Genomic DNA, 17,496 nt, shown 5'->3' with positions numbered 1-17,496 from the left:
GCACGCCGATCCGACAAGATCCGCCGGACAGGCCCTGACGGGCGGCGCGCTGCGCGCGCACGACGGCGCCACCCCGGGCCCGGCCCGTCGTGGTGACGGTGTGCCAGTGCGCGCCGCCGTCGATCTGCCGCAGCACCCCGGTGCATCGACGGACCGTGGCCCCGGTCCGGGTCGGCGGTGTCACGGGCGGCGAAGGCCCGCGCGAGCCCGTCCGGCCGTGCCTCGCCGTGCTCGGCCAGGTGCCCGAGGAAGGTCAGCGCCATCGCGGTGTCGTCGGTCCGCGGCCAGGGGCCCGGCCGGGGGCCGGGTCCGGAGCGGTGTACGGAGCCGGGTCCGGAGCGGCGCCCGGGGCCGGGGTCGGGGTGGTCGGGTGGGGGAGCCGGGTGGGCGCGGGGTACTGCTGGCGGGTGCGGTCCGGCCGCTGGTCCTGGCGTCCCCGGCGCCGTGGCGCGAACGGGTTCGGTCCCCGCACCGGCCGGTGTCCGGCTCGGGTCAGGAACCCTTGAGGCCGTGCAGCATCAGCGTCCAGACCGCCTCGAAGTCGGCATCGGCCTGGGGCCGGCCCCACTCGGCGGAGTGCGCCGGGTCGTGGAAGTGCGCCGTCGCCTGGAACACCGCGCGGGCGGCGGTCCGGACGTGGGTGGGCCGGAACGCGCCCTGGTGGATGCCGTCCTGGATGATGTCCGCGAGCTGGCCGACCAGGGTCTCCACGTGGGCCTCGACCGTGTCGCTCAGCTCGCCGACCAGCGTCATGTAGGTCGCGAACAGCTCCGGGTCCTCCAGCGCCTTGGCCCGCTTCGCCGCGAACAGCGTGGCCAGCCAGCGGTGCAGCCGCTCGGCCGCCGGTCCGCGCTCGACGGTGATCGCCGCGAGGCTGTGGTGCGCGCGGTCCAGCCAGCGCTGGGTGACCGCCTCGCGCAGCGCGGCCTTGCTGGGGAAGTGCCGGTAGACGCTGCCGTGGCTGACCCCGAGCGCGCGGGCGATGTCCACCACGGTCGCCTTCGCCGGACCGAACCGCCGCAGGACGTCCTCGGCCGCGCTCAGGATCTGCTCGGGGGTGAGTGTGCTCTCCGTGGTCACGGCGGGGTACGTCCTAACGTGCGGTTCTCACGAGCGGTGAGCCGGGGGTGATCAGCGCTCGCTGTCCAGGTGCTCCATCTGTGCGGCAGCGTACCGGTCACCGGCGGCGGACCCGGCGGGGACGGCCGCCTCGACGGCCGCGAGGTCGTCCGGCGACAGCTCGACCCGCAGTGCGCCGAGAGCCTCGGCGAGCCGGTCCCGGCGGCGGGCGCCGACCAGCGGGACGATGTCCGAGCCGCGCGAGGCGACCCAGGCGATGGCGACCTGGGCGACGCTCACGCCCTTCGCGTCGGCGATCCACCGCAGCGCCTCGACCAGCCGCAGGTTGTGGGTCAGGTTGTCGCCCTGGAAACGAGGGCTGTAGCCGCGGAAGTCGTTCGGGGCGATCTCCCGGTCGCTCTGCCAGTGGCCGCTGAGCAGCCCGCGGGAGAGCACGCCGTACGCGGTGATCCCGATGCCGAGCTCGCGGGCGGTGGGCAGGACCTCGGCCTCCAGCGAGCGGGAGATCAGCGAGTACTCGATCTGCAGGTCGCTGATCGGGTGCACGGCGGCGGCCCGGCGCAGGGTGTCGGCGCCGACCTCGGACAGCCCGATGTGCCGGACGTACCCGGCCTTCACCAGGTCGGCGATGGCGCCGACGGTCTCCTCGATCGGGACGTTCGGGTCGAGGCGGGCGGGGCGGTAGACGTCGATGTAGTCGGTGCGCAGCCGCCGCAGGGTGTACGCCAGGGCCGACTTGGTGGCGGCGGGGCTGGCGTCGTAGCCGAGCCAGCTCCGGTCCGGGCCGCGCTGGGCGCCGAACTTCACGCTGATCTCGACGGCGGCGCGGTCGCGGCCGCGCAGCGCCTCGTGCAGCAGCAGCTCGTTGTGGCCCATGCCGTAGAAGTCGCCGGTGTCGAGCAGGGTGACGCCCGCGTCCAGGGCGGCGTGGATGGTGGCGATGGACTCGGCCTCGTCGGCCGGGCCGTACAGGTCCGACATGCCCATCAGGCCGAGGCCGAGGACGGAGGTGGTGAGGCCGGTGGCGCCGAGGGGGGTGCGGGCAAGAGCGGTGGTCATGAGGTGGCTCCGTGGGCTGGTGGGGCTGGGGATGCATGACGGCCGTCGGATGACGGCCATCGAATGACGGACATCGAATGACGGACATCGAATGACGGACATCGGATGAGGGGTGACTGATGACAACTATGGCATGTGGGATGACAGATTTCAATATCTGTCATTCGACAGTGCGAACATGTTACCGCGAAGCCGCGTCACCCATCAGGCGTGGAGTCGGGCCCGCCGAGGCGGTTCGCGGTGCTGAAGCGCCGGGCGAGGTCCATGGTGGAGACGGGTGCGATCCGTCGGCCGCACCCGCGCTCCGCGCCAGGCCTCGGCGCGGCCGCCCCTGCCGGAGATTCCCCGAGGGGTGCCCCCGCCACCGGCCGCGATGGACGTGGAACACCCGGGCCACCTCGCAGGGAGACGAACGAATCTTCTAGGCTCGCTTCTCGGCCCGCCCTGCACCGGTGCCCGTCCGCACCGAGGTATCGAGGCCGACGTCCGCGGGCCCCGGGCCGAGCCGGGGTACCGGACCGAGCGAGGAGGACGCAGTGTTGCCCAGCCCGAGGTCGCACCCGAGGTCGCACCACCTGACGTTGCCAAGCCCGGCGTCCTGCCGCCGCACCGGAGCGCAGCGCACCGGACTCGAGCGCACCGGACTCGAGCGCACCGGACTCGAGCGCACCGGACTCGAGCGCACCGCACTCCGGTGCCGGCGCACCGGGGTCCGCCGGTCCGTCCGCAGCGCGGTCTTCGCGGGTGCGGCGCATCCGCTGAGTACCGTCGGCACGGGAGGTGCCCGATGACCGCGCACACCGTCGACGCGGCGGTCACCGGTTCCGCGCCCGCCTCCGGTGGCGCCTCCGTCGATCGGCAGCCGGGGGATGGTGCGCCGGACGGCGACAGTAGGAACGGCGGCGCCGCCCCCCGGCCCGCCCGTCGGGCCGACGCCGCAGCCGTCGCGGCTCTCACCGCCGAAGCCGCCACCGGGGTCACCGCCGCAGCAGCCGGCGCTGTCACCGGCGCGATCACCGTCGCGGCGGCACCCGGCCCGGGCGCGGTGGGGGCGGCCCAGCCGGGCTCCGCCGCGACGGCGGCGCTCCCTGGTCTGCCGCAGGCGCTCGGCAGCCGGGCCCGCACGCTGGCCGGCGGGGTCCGGCGGCGGTGTGCGGAGCTGGCCCGGATGGAGTCCCCGTCGGGGGACGCCCCGCGGCTGGACGCGCTGGCGGAGGAGTTGTCCGCGGGCTTCCGGGCCACCGGCGCCGAGGTCGTCCGTGAGCCCGGCCCGGCCGGCGACCATCTGGTGGTGGAGTGGCCCGGTCGGCGGGCGGACCTCCCGCATCTGCTGGTCGTCGGCCACCACGACACCGTGTGGCCGGTCGGCACCCTCGCGGACTGGCCGGTGGAGGAGTCCGAAGGGCTGCTCAGCGGCCCCGGCGTACTGGACATGAAGGCCGGGCTGGCACTGATCGAGGGGGCGTTCGCACTCCTCGCCGACCTGGGGCAGCGGCCGCACCGCACGGTCCGCCTGGTGGTGGTCTCCGACGAGGAGGTCGGCAGCCCGAGCGGCCGGATCCTGGTCGAGCGCCACCTCCGGGGCGCCGCCGCCGTGCTGGGCCTGGAGCCCTCGCACCCGGACGGCCGGGTGAAGACCGCGCGCCGCGGCTCCTCCCGGGTCCGGCTGACGGTCACCGGCCGCGAGGCGCACGCGGGCAACGACGCGGCGCTCGGCGTCTCGGCCGTCGACGAGCTGGTGGACCAGCTGGTCGCCGTCCGCGGGCTGGTCCGGCAGCCGGGGACCGAACTCAACGCCGGGCGGATCACCGGCGGTACCCGTGCCAACGTGGTGGCCGGGCGGGCCGAGGCCGAGCTCGGACTGCGGTTCGCCACCGCGGAGGCGCAGCGCAGCACCCTCGACACCCTGCAGCACCTGACCGCGCTGCGGCCCGGGGCCCGGGTCCGGGCCGAGGTGATCTCCAGCCGGCCGGCCTGGCCGGAGCGGTCCGGGAACCTGCTGCTGCGGCACGTGCGGTCGCTGGCCGCCGCCCTCGGCCAGCAGGTGGACGGTGCCCCGGCGGGCGGCGCCGGCGACACCAATGCGGCCGGCGCGCGCGGGCTGCCCACCCTGGACGGTCTCGGCGGGGTCGGTGCCGGTGCGCACGCCCGGCACGAGCACATCCGCACCGATCAGGTGGCTCCCCGGATCGCCCTGTTGACGACCCTGCTGGCCGTTCCGCTGCCACGCCTGCGCGACCGGGTCTGACCGGCCGGGTCCGACCCGGCCGGCTCCGACCGGCCGGGTCCACCGACCGTTCCGACCCCGTACGGCGTCCCTCCCCGGCCCGGGCAGCCCGTGCTCCCGGGCCGGCGGGGTGCCGCACCCGCCGCCCCCAACGTCCCCGCCGAACACCCCGCCGAGCACCCCCGCCGAACACCCCGCCGAGCACCCCCGCCGAGCACCCCGGCCGGGCGCCTTGTCACGGGGTGCCACCGGCGTACACAATGGAACCGACCGAACGGTCAGTCGGGAGGTGGGTGCATTGACGGCGACAGAGGCGACGGGCCTGGCCGAGCCGGGTCTGGAAGCGCATTTCGACGAGGTGATCGCCGCCGAGCAGCGGATCGAGCCCCGGGACTGGATGCCGGACGCCTACCGGGCGACGCTGATCCGGCAGATCGCGCAGCACGCCCACTCGGAGATCATCGGCATGCAGCCGGAGGGGAACTGGCTCACCCGGGCCCCTTCGCTGCGCCGCAAGGCGATCCTGCTGGCCAAGGCGCAGGACGAGGCCGGGCACGGCCTCTACCTGTACGCGGCCGCGGAGACGCTGGGGATCGACCGCTCCGAGCTGACCGAGAAGCTGATCTCGGGCCGGCAGAAGTACTCCTCGATCTTCAACTACCCCACCCTGACCTTCGCCGACGTCGGCGTGATCGGCTGGCTGGTGGACGGCGCGGCGATCTGCAACCAGGTCCCGCTGTGCCGGTGCAGCTACGGGCCGTACGCCCGGGCCATGGTGCGCATCTGCAAGGAGGAGTCCTTCCACCAGCGGCAGGGCTACGAGCTGCTGATGACGCTGATGCGCGGCACCGAGGCGCAGCGCCGGATGGTGCAGGACGCGGTGGACCGCTGGTGGTGGCCGTCGCTGATGATGTTCGGCCCGCCGGACGGCGACTCGCCGAACAGCGCGCAGTCGATGGCCTGGCGGATCAAGCGGCACAGCAACGACGACCTGCGGCAGCGGTTCGTCGACATGACCGTCCCGCAGGCCGAGCACCTCGGGGTGACCCTGCCCGACCCGGCGCTGAGCTGGAACGAGGGGCGCGGCAGCTGGGACTTCGGTGAGCCGGACTGGTCCGAGCTGAAGCAGGTGATCAAGGGGCAGGGCCCGTGCAACGAGCAGCGCGTCGAGCGCCGCCGGGCCGCCCACGAGGACGGGGCCTGGGTCCGCGAGGCGGCCCTGGCGTACGCACAGAAGCGGAGAGCCGAGCGTGGAGCCGATCGTGACTGAGACCAGGGCCGGCTGGCCGCTCTACGAGGTGTTCGTGCGCCCCCGGCGCGGCCTGAACCACGTGCACGTCGGTTCGCTGCACGCGCCGGACGACCGGATGGCGCTGCTGAACGCCCGCGACCTCTACACCCGCCGCAACGAGGGGGTCAGCCTCTGGGTGGTCCGCTCCGACGCGATCACCGCCTCCACCCCGGACGAGCAGGACCCCTTCTTCGCCCCCAGCGGCGACAAGGTCTACCGCCACCCGACCTTCTACGACATCCCCGAGGATGTCCCGCACATCTGACGGGGGACCGCAGACCATGACCGACGACCACGTCTACCTGCACCTCTCCGAGGCGAGCGCCGACCCGGAGGGCGAGGCCCGCTGGGCGTACGGCACCGGCTTCGCCGACCCGCTGCTCGGCGTGGACACCTCGGTGCCGCCCGGCGTGGACGGCGCCGACCTCGCCGCGTACTGCCTGATGCTGGGCGACGACGCGCTGGTCCTCGCCCAGCGGCTGATCGAGTGGTGCACCCGCGCCCCCGAGCTGGAGGAGGAGGTGGCGCTCGCCAACCTCGGCCTCGACCTGCTCGGCCAGGCCCGCCACCTGCTGACCCGGGCCGGCCAGGCCGACGGCAGCGGCCGCAGCGAGGACGACCTGGCCTACTGGCGCGAGGAGCACGAGTTCCGCAACGTCCGGCTGGTCGAGGCGCCGAACGGGGACTTCGCGTTCTCGATCGCCCGGCTGCTGCTGTTCTCCACCGCCCGGCACGCGCTCTACCTGCGGCTGAGCACCCATCCGGACCCGGTGCTGGCGGCCATCGCGGCCCGTGGCGCCAAGGAACTGGCCTACCACCACGAGTACGCGGTCTCCTGGACCCTGCGCCTCGGTGACGGCACCGCCCACTCGGCGGCCCGGATGCAGGCCGGGCTGGACGCCGTCTGGCCGCTGCTGGAGGAGCTGTTCACCCCGCACGCCGTGGAGCTGCGGCTCGGTGTGGACCCGGCGGAGCTGCGCGAGGGCGTGCTGGCGGAGCTGGCCGCCGTGATCGGCGAGGCCTGTCTGACCGTGCCCACCACCCCGCCGCTGGCGCGGGTCGGCGGCCGGGCCGGGCGGGACGGCGTGCACACCGAGGCGCTGGGCCCGCTGCTGGCCGAGTTCCAGGTGCTGGCCCGGGCCCACCCGGGGGCGACGTGGTGACCACCGGGGTCAGCGCCTGGGAGGTGGCGGCCGCCGTCCCCGACCCCGAGCTGCCCATGCTCACCCTTGCCGACCTGGGCATCCTGGCCGAGGTCGACCAGGACGGTGACGCGGTCACCGCCTGGATCACCCCGACCTACTCCGGCTGCCCGGCGGTCGCCGAGATGGCCGCGGACGTGTCCGGCCGGCTGCACGCCGCGGGGTTCGCCGAGGTCCGGGTCCGGCTGCGGCTCGACCCGCCGTGGTCCACCGACCTGATCACCGAGGCCGGGCGCCGCAAGCTGGCCGAGGCGGGGATCGCCCCGCCGCACACCGGCGCCCGTACCGCCGGTCCGGGCCTGCTGCGGCTCGGCCCGACCCGGCACCTGGTGCACTGCCCGAACTGCGGCAGCGACGACACCGAGGAGCTGTCCCGCTTCGGCTCCACCGCTTGCAAGGCGCTCTGGCGCTGCCGGTCCTGCCGGGAGCCCTTCGACCGGATCAAGGAGATCTGAATGGCCGTCCGCCGACCGACGTTCCACGAGCTGCGGATCGCGGCCCTGGAGCCGCTCTGCGAGGACGCGGTCGCGGTCACCTTCGAGGTGCCGGACGCGCTCGCCGAGGACTTCGCGTTCCGCCCGGGGCAGACCCTCACCCTGCGCCGGATCGTGGACGGCGCCGACGAACGCCGTTCCTACTCGCTCTGCTCCGCGGTGGGCGGCCCGCTGCGGATCGCGGTGCGCGAGGTGCCCGGCGGCCTGTTCTCGCGCTGGCTGGTGCGCGAGGCCCGGGTCGGCGAGCGGGTCGAGGTCATGCCGCCCAGCGGGCTGTTCGGACCGGACCTGGCGGAGCCCGCGGAGCACGTCCTGATCGCGGCCGGTTCCGGGATCACCCCGATGCTCTCCATCGCCGGTTCCGTGCTCGCCGCGCACCCGGAGTCCAAGGTCACCCTGCTGTACGGCAACCGCCGCAGCGACACCGTGATGTTCGCCGACGAGCTGGCCGACCTGAAGGACCGCCACCTCGGCCGGTTCCAGCTGCTGCACGTGCTGTCCCGGGAGACCCGGGACGCCGAGCTGCTCAGCGGGCGGCTCGACGCCGAGCGGGTCGGCGCGCTGCTCGCCGCCCTGGTGCAGCTCGAGGCCGTGGGCCACTTCTGGCTCTGCGGACCGTACGGGATGGTGCTCGGGACCAAGGAGCTGCTGACCGGGCTCGGGGTGCCCGCCGAGCGGGTGCACCAGGAGCTGTTCCACGCGGAGGACGAGCCGGTCACCGAGCGCGTCGAGGCGGTCCCGGACGGGGAGTTGAGCGAGGTGACGCTGGTGCTCGACGGGCGGGCGTCCACCCTGGCGCTGCCCCGGGACCGTTCGCTGCTGGACGGCGCCCAGCGGTCCCGGCCCGATCTGCCGTTCGCCTGCAAGGGCGGGGTGTGCGGCACCTGCCGGGCGCTGGTGGTGGAGGGCGAGGTCGATCTGCGGCGCAACTTCGCGCTGGAGGAGAAGGAGTTGGCGGCCGGCTACGTGCTGACCTGCCAGGCCCGCCCGGTCTCCGACAAGGTCACGGTCGACTACGACCGCTGATCCCGGCCGGGCCGCGCGACTCCCCGGCCGTCCTCCGCGGATGAAACTGAGCATTCGTCAACTGAGATGAAGCGCAGTGTGGTTGAGTGAACGCAGACCGTCCCGACCCTGGGGGGAGAACGGATGCGAAACTCTCTGCCGTACCGTGCGCTGGCGCTGATGTCGGTGCTGCTGGCCGTCGCCTGCGGATCGGACCCGGCGCCGGAGAAGGACGGGCCCGGGGACTTCACCGCGAAGACCGACATCTGCGACGATCTGCCGTTCGGCGAGCTGACGGATCCGATGGGTGAGCGCCACCGCGGTGCCGAACCCTCCTCCCGGAGCGCGGGCGGCGCACCGGCCGCGTCCTGCAGCCAGTCGTACTTCGACGGCCGGGACGGCGTCGACGGCGGCCTGGTCACCGTCGAGGTGATCTACCTCCCGGACGTCGCGCTCGCCAGGAAGACCTTCACCTTCGACCGGACCGAGAACCAGCCCCAGCACGCCATCGGCGGCAAGGTCGACGAGGTCAAGGGCGTCGGGCGGGAGGCGTTCCGGTTCCGGAACACCGCCGGGTCCGACGACGGGCCGATCCACCAACTGGTCGCGCGCGACAGCAATCTGGAGATCACCGCGACCCTCCTGGTGAACTACGACGGGGTGCCCGACCCCGCCGTCGACGACACCGTGCGCACGAAGCTGGCGGCGTTCGTCAGCACGGCGTTCGGCAACCTGCGGGCCTGACCGGCCCGGTCAGCGCACCGCGAGGGCGGGCTCGCCGAGCAGCTTCACGATCTCGTTGACCGCCGCCCGGCCGGCCCGGTTGGCGCCGACCGTGCTGGCCGACGGCCCGTACCCGACCAGGTGGATCCGCGGGTCGGCGGCGGCCCGGGTGCCCTCCATCCGGATGCCGCCGCCGCCCGGGCCGCGCAGCCCCAGCGGCGCCAGGTGCTTCACCTCGGGACGGAAGCCGGTGGCCCAGACGATCGCGTCCACCCGCTCCTCGTGCCCGCCCCAGGCGACCCCGTGCTCGGTCAGCCGGTCGAACATCGGCCGGCGCTCCAGCGCCCCGAGCTCCTGCGCGCGCCGGTACGCGACGGACGGGCCGAGCCCGGTCACGCTGACCACGCTGCGGACCGGCAACCCGAGCCGCACCCGCTCCTCGACCTGCGCCACCACCGCGCGCCCGAACTCCGGCGTGAACGGCCCCTCGTGGTACACCGGCGGACGGCGGGTCACCCAGAGCGTCCCGGCCACCTCGGCCACCTCCGACAGCACCTGGATCGCGGAGGCGCCGCCGCCGACCACCGCCACCCGCTGCCCGGCGAAGGACTCCGGCCCCCGGTACTCGGCGTAGTGCAGCTGCCGTCCGGCGAAGTGTCCCGGGTAGTGCGGAAGGAACGGCCTGGTCCAGGTACCGGTCGCGTTGACCAGGGCCCGCGCCGACCACCGGCCGGCGTCCGACTCGACCAGCAGCCGCCCGTCCGCGGCCGGGCGGACCGCGCCGACCCGCACCGGGCGGACCACCGGCAGCGCGTGCTGCGCCTCGTACGCGGCGAAGTAGCCGGGCACCACCTCGCGGGCGGGCGCCGCCGGGTCGGGCGCGGGCAGCTCGAAGTCCGGCAGGTCGTGGAAGCCGTGCACGGTGGCCATCCGCAGCGAGGGCGAGCGGTGCGCCCAGGCGCCGCCGGGCGCGGGGTCGGCGTCCAGCACCACGAAGCCGCGGTACGGCTCGAAGCCGCGGCGGCGCAGGTGGTAGGCGGCCGACAGCCCGGCCTGTCCGGCGCCGACCACCACGACGTCGACCTCGGTCGGCGCTTCGGCCGCCGCCCGCTCACTGGTTGCACCGTAAACAGTCACGGTGGTGAAACATAGGGGCGGTTCGGCGTGTTCCCGCTCAGCCGGCCGCCGCCCGCAGGTGCACCAGACCGGCCACCCCGAAGATCAGGACGGTGTCGACGGCCGGTTCGGCCGACCCGGCGGGGGTGGCGGCGGCCGATCCGGCGGGAGCGGGGGCGGGGAAGGCGATCCCGGGGCCGTCGCCGCCGAAGACCGCGCTCTCGCCGGGCCGGATCAGCACGCCGGCCGGGCTGAGCGCGTTCTCCGGTCCGGTGCTGCCCCGGAGCGTCGCCCGCCCGTCCGCCGCCGTGCTGACCTGGCTGAGGTGCTCGGGCGTCGAACCCTCGTTGCGGATGGTCACGGTCAGTTCGGCCCCGCCGGACGGCGACCGGTGCAGGACCGCGTCGGTCAGCTCCAGGTGCGAGCGCGGACTCCGGACCGAGAGCGAACCGATCGCGGCCGGGGCCGGCTCGGGCGCCGGGGCGGCCCCGGAGCCGCAGCCCGTCAGCAGCGCGAGCAGGACCGCCGCCGGTCCGGCGGCGGCCGCGCGGACCGTACGGGCGGGGGTGCGGTGAGGTGACATGGTCCGCATTATGGGCGCGCTTACGCCCGGGCGGCGGGGCGACCCGGCCCGGGCGCGGGCCGGGGCCGGGCACCGCCGGCGCGGCGGTACCCGGCCCCGGGGCCCGGCGGCCCGTCAGCCCAGCGGGGAGATCACCGCGGCGGTGCCGTAGGCGCAGATCTCGGTCCCCAGGTCGGCGGCCTCGGTGACGTCGAAGCGCATCATCAGGACCGCGTTGCCGCCGCGCGCGGCGGTCTGCTCGATCAGCCGCTCCATCGCCTGGTTCCGGCTCTCCACCAGGGTCTTGGTCAGCCCCTTCAGCTCGCCGCCCACCAGGGACTTCAGGCCCGCGCCGATCTGCGAGCCGAGGTGCCGGCTGCGCACCGTCAGGCCGAACACCTCGCCGATGATCCGCTCGACGCGGTACCCGGGCACGTCGTTGGTGGTGACCACCAGCACGTTGTCGGACGGGCGCTGCCCGCCGCCGTAGTCGTCAAGATTGCTCATCGCACCACCCTTGCCGATGAACGCCGCATCTCCCCGCTGACGCGCCGGACGGCCCACCGCGCCACGGCGGCGGACGGCCGCCCGAAGAACCCGGTACGCACCGGTGATCCGGGGCCCCCGGGGGCCGTACTGTAGGCGCATGGGCGAGCGAAGCGATCATCCGCAGGGGCCGGGCGCGGCGGAGGAGTCCGGCGCGCAGGACATCGAGGCGACGGTGGTGCTCGGCATCCGGATCACCGACTGGCCGGCCCTGCGCGCCGCCGCGCAGGCCGCCGTCGGGGAGCTGGACTTCACCGGGATCGACCCGGACGGGCAGCGCGCCGAGCTGCTGCGCGAGGTCTCCGAGGACCCGAACGCCGCGCTGGGCGCCCTGCTCCACCCGGACCGGCTGGTCGCGGCGATCCCCGGCATCGAGGCGCTCGGCGGGACGCTGGAGATCAGCATCACCGACGACTTCGCGCCGGACTTCGCCGAGCTGTTCCCGCTCGAGACCGACGACGGCGACGGCGGCGACTGGACCCTCACCCCGCGCACCGCCTGCCTCCTGCACACCCAGCTGATCGGCCTCGCCGACGCCGCCTACGACGACCTGGACGAGCACCTCGACGAGCCGGTCACCGACGCCGACGAGAGCGACTGGGCGGTCTTCTCCCGGCTGCCGCAGCGCACCTGGAACCTGCACCGGGCCTGGCGCCGCACGCTCGCCCGGACCTTCGACGACCTGGCCGACGACCTCGCACTCGGCGAGTGGCCGCTGCCCCGGTGCCTGGCCGAGGAGCTGGCGCTGCGGATGGCCCTGGCCGACGCCCGGGCCCTGCTCGGCGCCCAGCCGGAGTCCGTCGCGGACATGATGGGCGACCTGCCCGCCGACCTGTACGACTACGACTGGGACGGCTGCGCGGACGAACTGTTCGGCGTGTTCGGCCCGGACGACGGCGATGCCGAGCTCGACGCCCTCCAGCGCACCGAGCAGCTGCTGGCCGCGACCCACCCGGAGGGCTGGTTCCTGTCCTACGAGGACGCCGAGGAGCGCGACCCCGGGCGCGGCCACCGCCGCTGACCCCTGGCATTCTTGGTCGGGTGAGTTCACCTTTCGACGCACCCGGCACCCCCGACGAGCCCGCCGACCGGGACGGCAGGGAGCAGTTCGTGCTCCCGCTGGTGGTCCGCCTGGAGCGGACCGACCCGCCCGCCAGGACCGACGCCCTGGAGACCTCCGCGCGGGCGGTGCTCACCCTGCTCGCCGACCCGCGGGTGACCGGCGCCGACGGCGAGTGGTCCGAGCGGGTCGCGGCCTGGGAGGACGCCCGGATCCGCAAGGTGGTCCGCCGGGCCCGCGGCGGCGAGTGGCGCAAGGCCGGTGACCTGCCCGGCATCACCGTCACCGGCGCCACCGCCGAGGTCCGGGTGTTCCCGCCGGTGCCGCTGGACGGCTGGCCGAAGGAGCTGGCCAAGCTGCAGGTCTCCGGCACCGACCTGGAGGAGGCCGGCGAGCCCGCCGAGCCGCAGCCCGGCACCCCCGTGCTGTGGCTCAACCCCGAGCTGGAGATGAGCGCGGGCAAGACCATGGCGCAGACCGGCCACGCCGCCCAGCTCGCCTGGTGGCGGCTGGACGGCGGGCAGCGCAAGGAGTGGGCGGAGTCGGGCTTCGCGCTGGCCGTGCGGACGGCCACCCCGGCGGCCTGGGCGGAGCTCACGGCGAGCGGCCTGCCGCTGGTCCGCGACGCCGGCTTCACCGAGATCGCCCCCGGCAGCTGCACCGTCGTCGCGGACCACCCGGCCCTGCGGGAGGGCTGACCGTACGGCTGCCGTACGGGGCGGCCGGTCAGGCCGGCCGGGCCCGGCGCGCCGGCCTGGCCTCGGCCAGCGCCAGCCCGGCGACCGACACCAGCAGCACGCCGGTCCCGGCGGCCGTCGCCGCGGTGAGCCGCTCGCCGAGCAGCAGCACCGCGATCACGGTCGCGCTGACCGGCTCGATCAGGGCCACCACCGAGGCGGTGGTGGCCCGCACCACGGCCGCCCCCGCGAAGTACAGCCCGTACGCGAGCGCCGTCGGCACCGCCGCGAGGTAGGCCAGCAGCGCGAGCGTGCGGCCGAGCCCGGCCGGGTCCGGCCACAGGCCCTCCGCCGCCGCGAACGGCAGCATGCACACGGCGCAGACGGTGAACGACCACAGCGTGGTCGCGTACGGGCCGTCACCGCCGCCGCTGCGCCCGAGCCGCCGGGTGTACAGCGTGATGCACGCGTACCCGGCGGCCGACAGCAGGGCCCAGCCGATGCCCGTCAGGTCGGCCCGGCCGCTGCCGCCGTCCCCGAGGACCAGCACCGCCAGCCCGCCGAGCGCGCCGCCGACGGCCAGCAGCCCGCTGCCGCCGAGCCGCTCACCCATGGTCAGCCGGGCCCCGGAGGCGATCATGACGGGTGCCGCGCCCAGCGTGACGACGGTGGCGACCGCCAGCCCGGTCCGCTGGACGGCGAGGAAGTACGCGGCCTGGAACAGGGTCAGCCCTAGACCGTTCACCAGGATCCGGGTGAGCCGCGCGGGGCGGGGGACGCGGGCAGGGCGGCCCGCCGGCACCGGCCGGCCGGCGGACCGGCGGACGGCGAGCAGCAGGGCCACCCCGCCCGCCGAGCGCCAGAAGGTCAGGGCCATCGGGCCGAGGCCGCTGTGGCCGTAGAGCAGCGCGGCGGCCGCGCCGGCGGTCCCCCAGGCGGTCGCGGACAGCACGAGGTAGAGCAGGGCCCGCCCGACGGGCAGGGCACGGGAAGCCGACATGGTGTGGTTCTCCCACCGAAGACGAAAGGGGTCGGTTGCTGGGGTCCCGTACGCGGGCAGCACCGACCGGCCCGGGGCGTGATCACCCGGGAGTGGTCCTCAGTGGCCTGGCCGCCCGCTCAGGCGGCGGGAGGTGGCAGAACGGTCTGCGGCATGCCCGCCAGCCTAGGCCGTGTCTGACAATTCGCGTCGGATCAGCGCGCGGCGCTGGGCGCCCGGCTGGGCGTGCCGGCGGAGCGCCCTCGTACTGGGTCGTACTTGGGCGCTTCGTCGGTGCGTCCAGGCGGGATGCACGGCGTCGGGCGCCCGGCGGGAATTGTCAGACACGGCCTAGCGCGCCGGGCGCGACCCGGTGGGCCCGGCCGGGGCGCCGCGACCGACGGGCGAGCCTTGTCAAGCTCTTGTGAAGATCGCTAGCATCCCCGCAGGTGGTCCCGGAGGGCGGCGGAGAGGGGGCGGCCGTGTCGGCTGCTTCGGCATTACCCGGACGGCAGGACGAACTCGCCGTGCTCGCACGGGCGGTGGAGCAGCTCGGTGCGGGTCGCGGCGCGGTACTGGAGATCGCGGGCGATCCCGGCATCGGCAAGACCGCCCTGCTGAACCGGCTCGCCCGGCTGGCGGCCGACCGCGGCGCCGCCGTGCTGCGAGCCCGGGCCCGCCCCGAGGACGCGAAGCCGTACCAGCTGTTCCGCGACGCCTGGGACGACGCCGGAGCGCCCGGGCCCGGCGGGCCGTCCTGGGACACCGCCGCCGACCGCGACCTGCTGCGGGCGCTGCGCTCGCCGGACGGGGGGTGCGGCCCCGGGGCGGTCCTGATCCTGGACGACCTCCACCACGGCGACCCCGCCTCGGTCCGGCTGGCCGAGCGGCTGGTCGGTGAGCGGCCGCCGTACCTGCTGGCGCTGGCGCACCGTCCGCGGCAGGCCCCGCCCGCCCTGCTCGCCGCGTTCGACGAGGCCCAGCAGGCGGGCACCCTGCACCGGATCGAGCCGGCGCCGCTGGATGCCGCCGCCGTCGCCGCCGTCCTCGCCGAGGCCGCCGCCGACGGGCGCGCGGCCCGCGGGGCCGACCAGGCCGAACGGCTGCGCGCCGCCGCCGCGGGCAACCCGCGGATCCTGCGCGTCCTGCTGGCCGCCGGGGCCGACCCCGAGCTGTGGCCCGAACGGGCGGCGGGGGCCGCGGGCCCGTTGCTGCGCGCCGCGGCGCCGCTGATCGCCGAGTTCGACGCGCTCTCGGTGGTGGCGACGGAGGTGCTGGCGGCCGCCGCCGTCCTCGGCGAAACGTTTCTGCTCGGTGAGCTCGCCCAGGTGGCCGGGCACCATCCGGACCGCACCGCCGAGGCGGTCGCCGAGCTCACCCGCGCGGACCTGCTCAGGCCCGGCGGCCCGGCGGGCGACCTGAGCTTCCGTCACCCCGTCCTCGGCCACCTGGTGCACCACCGGATCGCCCCCGGTGCGCGGCTGCACGCCCACCGCCGGGCCCTCGCCCTGCTGGAGGCCCGGCACGCCGGCGCCGCCGCCCGGGCCCGGCACGCCGAGCACGCCCTGCTCGGCGGTGACCGGCCCGACCTGGTCACCGTGCTCGCCGAAGGCGCCGCCGAGGTCTACGCCTCGGCGCCCGCCACCGCGGCCCGCTGGCTCGGCGCCGCGCTCGCCGCCCTGCCGGCCGCCGGTCCCGGCGCCGAACCCCGGGTGGCGCTCGGCCTGGAACGCTGCCGGGCGCTCACCGCCGCCGGCCGCCTGGAGCAGGCCCGCACCCTCGCCCACGAACTCCTGCGCACGCCCGGCGGCCTGCCCGAACCGCGCCGCACCGCGGCCCTGGCCGTCTGCGTCGAGGTGGAGCGCCTGCTCGGACGCTACGCCGAGGCCGACGCGATGGCCCGGACCGTCATCGACACCCTGCCCCGGCCGCTGCCCGCCCCACTGCCCGCCGACACCGTCCAACTGGTCTTCGACCACGGCCTGGTGCACGCCTTGCGCGGCACCGCGGCCGAGGTCCGCACCCTCGCCCACGAGGCCGCCGCTGCCGCAGCGGACGACCTCGGGTCCGACCCCGACGACCGGACGGCGCTGCGCGTCCTGGCCGCCTTCTGCGACAGCTACGCCGGCGACCTCGCCCGGGTCGGGCCCGAGGTCGTCCGCTGCGGGCACCTGGTCGACGCCCGGCCCGACACGGTGGCGGGCCGCGCCCCCGAGGTGCTGGCCCTGCTCGGCTGCGCCGAGCTCTACCTGGAGCGCTTCACCGACGCCCACCGCCACCTCAGCCGCGGCCTCGCCGTCGCGGGCGGCGGCGCGCACAAACACGTGGCGGTCAACCACCTCATCGGCCTGTCCACGCTGGAGAACTGGGCCGGCCGGCTCGACCTGGCGCAGCGGCACGCCCGGGAGGCGGAGCGGCTCGGCACCGAGCTCGGCGCCCCCGACGCCGTCGGGCTGGCGATGGCGATGCGCGCCTCCGCGCTGCTCTGGACGCTGCCCGCGCGCCGTACCCCGGAGGCCGTCGCCCTGGCCGAGCGGGGCCTGCGGCACACCGTGCCCGGCACCGGCTGGTGGGGCGGCTCCGCGCTCGGACTGCTGGCCCTGGCCCGGCTGGTCGGCGGCGACCCGCAGGACTGCCTGCGCACCCTGCTGGAGGGCGGCGGCGAGGACCTCGCACCGCTCCAACCGGCCTCCCGCCCTTCGCTGTTGGCGCTGATGACGACGGCGGCGGTGCACAGCGGTGACCTGGGTCTCGCCCGGCGCAGCGCCCGCGCCGCCGACGCCGCCGCCGGCGGGCTGGGCCGGCCGGCCTTCCAGCAGGCCCAGGCCGACCGCGCGGGCGCCGCGCTCGCGGCGGCCGAGGGCGACCACGGGCGCTCGGCGGAGCTGGCGACCGCGGCGGCGGGCGCGTTCCGCACGCTGCGGATGCCGGTCCTGCACGCCTGGACGGTACTCGCGGCCACCCCGGCGGCGGCCCGGGCACACGGCCCCGCGGCGGCGCTCGGCCAGCTCGACGAGGCGATCGAGGGGGCGCGGCGGTGCGGGGCGCTGCGGCTGTGCGAGGACGGGGCCAGGATGCGTGCGGCACTGGTCGCGGCCGGGCCGCCCGGCTCGTCCGCCCCGAGCCCGGTCGCCGGGTTGAGCGCGCGCGAACGCGAGGTGGCCGAACTCGCCGCGGCCGGGCTCCCCAGCCGGCTGATCGCCGAGCGGCTGGTGCTCAGCCCGCGGACGGTCGACACCCACCTCGGGAGCGCCTACCGCAAGCTCGGTGTCGGCTCCCGGCTCGCCCTGGCGCGGCTCCTGCACCGCCCGTCCGGCGCGGGCTGACGGCGCGGGCCGACGGCGCGGGCCGCTCCCGCGTCCGCATCCGCACGGCGCCGGGCGCCCACGCCGGCGGGTACGGCCCGGAGTTCGGTAGTCCGGTTGCGTAGGTCTACGGATGTCGGGGGAGCGGAGCCGCGGCGAGACTCGTCCGC

General features: G+C 75.9%; 16 protein-coding genes. 10 read left to right on the top strand and 6 right to left on the bottom strand.

Annotation, left to right across the window (positions count from 1 at the left end):
* Positions 1 to 492: 492 nt before the first annotated feature.
* Positions 493 to 1,080, bottom strand: a complete 588-nt coding sequence (locus AC2TEW_RS07335; protein WP_033818611.1) for a TetR/AcrR family transcriptional regulator — start codon at positions 1,078 to 1,080, stop codon at positions 493 to 495.
* 51 nt (positions 1,081 to 1,131) lie between these two features.
* A complete protein-coding gene (locus AC2TEW_RS07330) occupies positions 1,132 to 2,139 on the bottom strand; it encodes an aldo/keto reductase (RefSeq protein ID WP_484622517.1) in 1,008 nt (335 codons plus the stop codon).
* Between the two features lie 787 nt (positions 2,140 to 2,926).
* Between AC2TEW_RS07330 and AC2TEW_RS07325 the strand changes: the two genes are divergently transcribed.
* The 7 genes from AC2TEW_RS07325 (at position 2,927) to AC2TEW_RS07295 (ending at position 9,102) form a co-directional block, all read left to right on the top strand.
* On the top strand, positions 2,927 to 4,387 hold the full coding sequence (locus tag AC2TEW_RS07325) for a M20 family metallopeptidase (protein WP_484622516.1): 1,461 nt from the start codon (positions 2,927 to 2,929) through the stop codon (positions 4,385 to 4,387).
* Positions 4,388 to 4,664: 277 nt separating this feature from the next.
* A complete protein-coding gene (paaA, locus tag AC2TEW_RS07320; protein ID WP_484622515.1) occupies positions 4,665 to 5,636 on the top strand; it encodes a 1,2-phenylacetyl-CoA epoxidase subunit PaaA in 972 nt (323 codons plus the stop codon).
* Positions 5,629 to 5,922, top strand: a complete 294-nt coding sequence (gene paaB / locus AC2TEW_RS07315; protein WP_033820836.1) for a 1,2-phenylacetyl-CoA epoxidase subunit PaaB — start codon at positions 5,629 to 5,631, stop codon at positions 5,920 to 5,922. Before paaA ends, paaB begins: the two co-directional genes overlap by 8 nt.
* A 16-nt stretch (positions 5,923 to 5,938) precedes the next feature.
* Positions 5,939 to 6,820: a 1,2-phenylacetyl-CoA epoxidase subunit PaaC gene (paaC, locus tag AC2TEW_RS07310; RefSeq protein ID WP_484622514.1), complete on the top strand. Its 882-nt coding sequence runs from the start codon at positions 5,939 to 5,941 to the stop codon at positions 6,818 to 6,820.
* Positions 6,814 to 7,314, top strand: coding sequence for a 1,2-phenylacetyl-CoA epoxidase subunit PaaD (paaD, locus tag AC2TEW_RS07305; protein ID WP_484622513.1), 501 nt, complete (start codon positions 6,814 to 6,816; stop codon positions 7,312 to 7,314). The genes paaC and paaD overlap by 7 nt, the downstream gene beginning before the upstream one ends.
* Positions 7,315 to 8,379 (top strand): 1,2-phenylacetyl-CoA epoxidase subunit PaaE, encoded by a 1,065-nt coding sequence (gene paaE / locus AC2TEW_RS07300; protein WP_484622512.1) that lies wholly within the window; start codon positions 7,315 to 7,317, stop codon positions 8,377 to 8,379.
* A gap of 123 nt (positions 8,380 to 8,502) precedes the next feature.
* Positions 8,503 to 9,102 (top strand): hypothetical protein, encoded by a 600-nt coding sequence (locus tag AC2TEW_RS07295; protein ID WP_484622511.1) that lies wholly within the window; start codon positions 8,503 to 8,505, stop codon positions 9,100 to 9,102.
* Positions 9,103 to 9,111: 9 nt separating this feature from the next.
* On the opposite strand, the gene AC2TEW_RS07290 is transcribed toward AC2TEW_RS07295, so the two are convergent.
* The 3 genes from AC2TEW_RS07290 to AC2TEW_RS07280 form a co-directional block, all read right to left on the bottom strand.
* Positions 9,112 to 10,218 (bottom strand): flavin-containing monooxygenase, encoded by a 1,107-nt coding sequence (locus AC2TEW_RS07290; RefSeq protein WP_484622510.1) that lies wholly within the window; start codon positions 10,216 to 10,218, stop codon positions 9,112 to 9,114.
* Between the two features lie 37 nt (positions 10,219 to 10,255).
* On the bottom strand, positions 10,256 to 10,780 hold the full coding sequence (locus AC2TEW_RS07285) for a hypothetical protein (protein WP_484622509.1): 525 nt from the start codon (positions 10,778 to 10,780) through the stop codon (positions 10,256 to 10,258).
* Positions 10,781 to 10,894: 114 nt separating this feature from the next.
* On the bottom strand, positions 10,895 to 11,266 hold the full coding sequence (locus AC2TEW_RS07280; protein ID WP_033820842.1) for a YbjQ family protein: 372 nt from the start codon (positions 11,264 to 11,266) through the stop codon (positions 10,895 to 10,897).
* A gap of 139 nt (positions 11,267 to 11,405) precedes the next feature.
* Here AC2TEW_RS07280 and AC2TEW_RS07275 point away from each other — a divergent pair, with 139 nt between their 5' ends.
* Positions 11,406 to 12,326 (top strand): hypothetical protein, encoded by a 921-nt coding sequence (locus tag AC2TEW_RS07275; RefSeq protein WP_484622508.1) that lies wholly within the window; start codon positions 11,406 to 11,408, stop codon positions 12,324 to 12,326.
* 20 nt (positions 12,327 to 12,346) lie between these two features.
* A complete protein-coding gene (locus AC2TEW_RS07270; RefSeq protein ID WP_484622507.1) occupies positions 12,347 to 13,063 on the top strand; it encodes an aminoacyl-tRNA hydrolase in 717 nt (238 codons plus the stop codon).
* A 28-nt stretch (positions 13,064 to 13,091) separates the two neighbouring features.
* Here AC2TEW_RS07270 and AC2TEW_RS07265 read toward each other — a convergent pair whose 3' ends face one another.
* Positions 13,092 to 14,042: a DMT family transporter gene (locus AC2TEW_RS07265; RefSeq protein WP_484622506.1), complete on the bottom strand. Its 951-nt coding sequence runs from the start codon at positions 14,040 to 14,042 to the stop codon at positions 13,092 to 13,094.
* A 461-nt stretch (positions 14,043 to 14,503) separates the two neighbouring features.
* On the opposite strand from AC2TEW_RS07265, the gene AC2TEW_RS07260 reads away from it, so the two are divergent.
* Positions 14,504 to 17,347: a LuxR C-terminal-related transcriptional regulator gene (locus AC2TEW_RS07260; protein WP_484622505.1), complete on the top strand. Its 2,844-nt coding sequence runs from the start codon at positions 14,504 to 14,506 to the stop codon at positions 17,345 to 17,347.
* The last annotated feature ends 149 nt before the right edge of the window (positions 17,348 to 17,496 follow it).

It is taken from the genome of Kitasatospora sp. NEAU-CNBT7 (assembly GCF_057220535.1).
Note: the sequence above shows the minus strand (reverse complement) of the source record. Positions and strands in the feature narration are given on the sequence as shown.

What these genes read in the sequence shown, in the direction of transcription:
- paaC (WP_484622514.1), top strand. Translation starts at nt 5,939, where the DNA reads ATGACCGACGACCACGTCTACCTGCACCTCTCCGAGGCGAGCGCCGAC.
- AC2TEW_RS07325 (WP_484622516.1), top strand. Translation starts at nt 2,927, where the DNA reads ATGACCGCGCACACCGTCGACGCGGCGGTCACCGGTTCCGCGCCCGCC.
- AC2TEW_RS07295 (WP_484622511.1), top strand. Translation starts at nt 8,503, where the DNA reads ATGCGAAACTCTCTGCCGTACCGTGCGCTGGCGCTGATGTCGGTGCTG.
- AC2TEW_RS07265 (WP_484622506.1), bottom strand. Translation starts at nt 14,042, where the DNA reads ATGTCGGCTTCCCGTGCCCTGCCCGTCGGGCGGGCCCTGCTCTACCTC.
- paaE (WP_484622512.1), top strand. Translation starts at nt 7,315, where the DNA reads ATGGCCGTCCGCCGACCGACGTTCCACGAGCTGCGGATCGCGGCCCTG.
- AC2TEW_RS07285 (WP_484622509.1), bottom strand. Translation starts at nt 10,780, where the DNA reads ATGTCACCTCACCGCACCCCCGCCCGTACGGTCCGCGCGGCCGCCGCC.
- AC2TEW_RS07280 (WP_033820842.1), bottom strand. Translation starts at nt 11,266, where the DNA reads ATGAGCAATCTTGACGACTACGGCGGCGGGCAGCGCCCGTCCGACAAC.
- AC2TEW_RS07330 (WP_484622517.1), bottom strand. Translation starts at nt 2,139, where the DNA reads ATGACCACCGCTCTTGCCCGCACCCCCCTCGGCGCCACCGGCCTCACC.
- AC2TEW_RS07275 (WP_484622508.1), top strand. Translation starts at nt 11,406, where the DNA reads ATGGGCGAGCGAAGCGATCATCCGCAGGGGCCGGGCGCGGCGGAGGAG.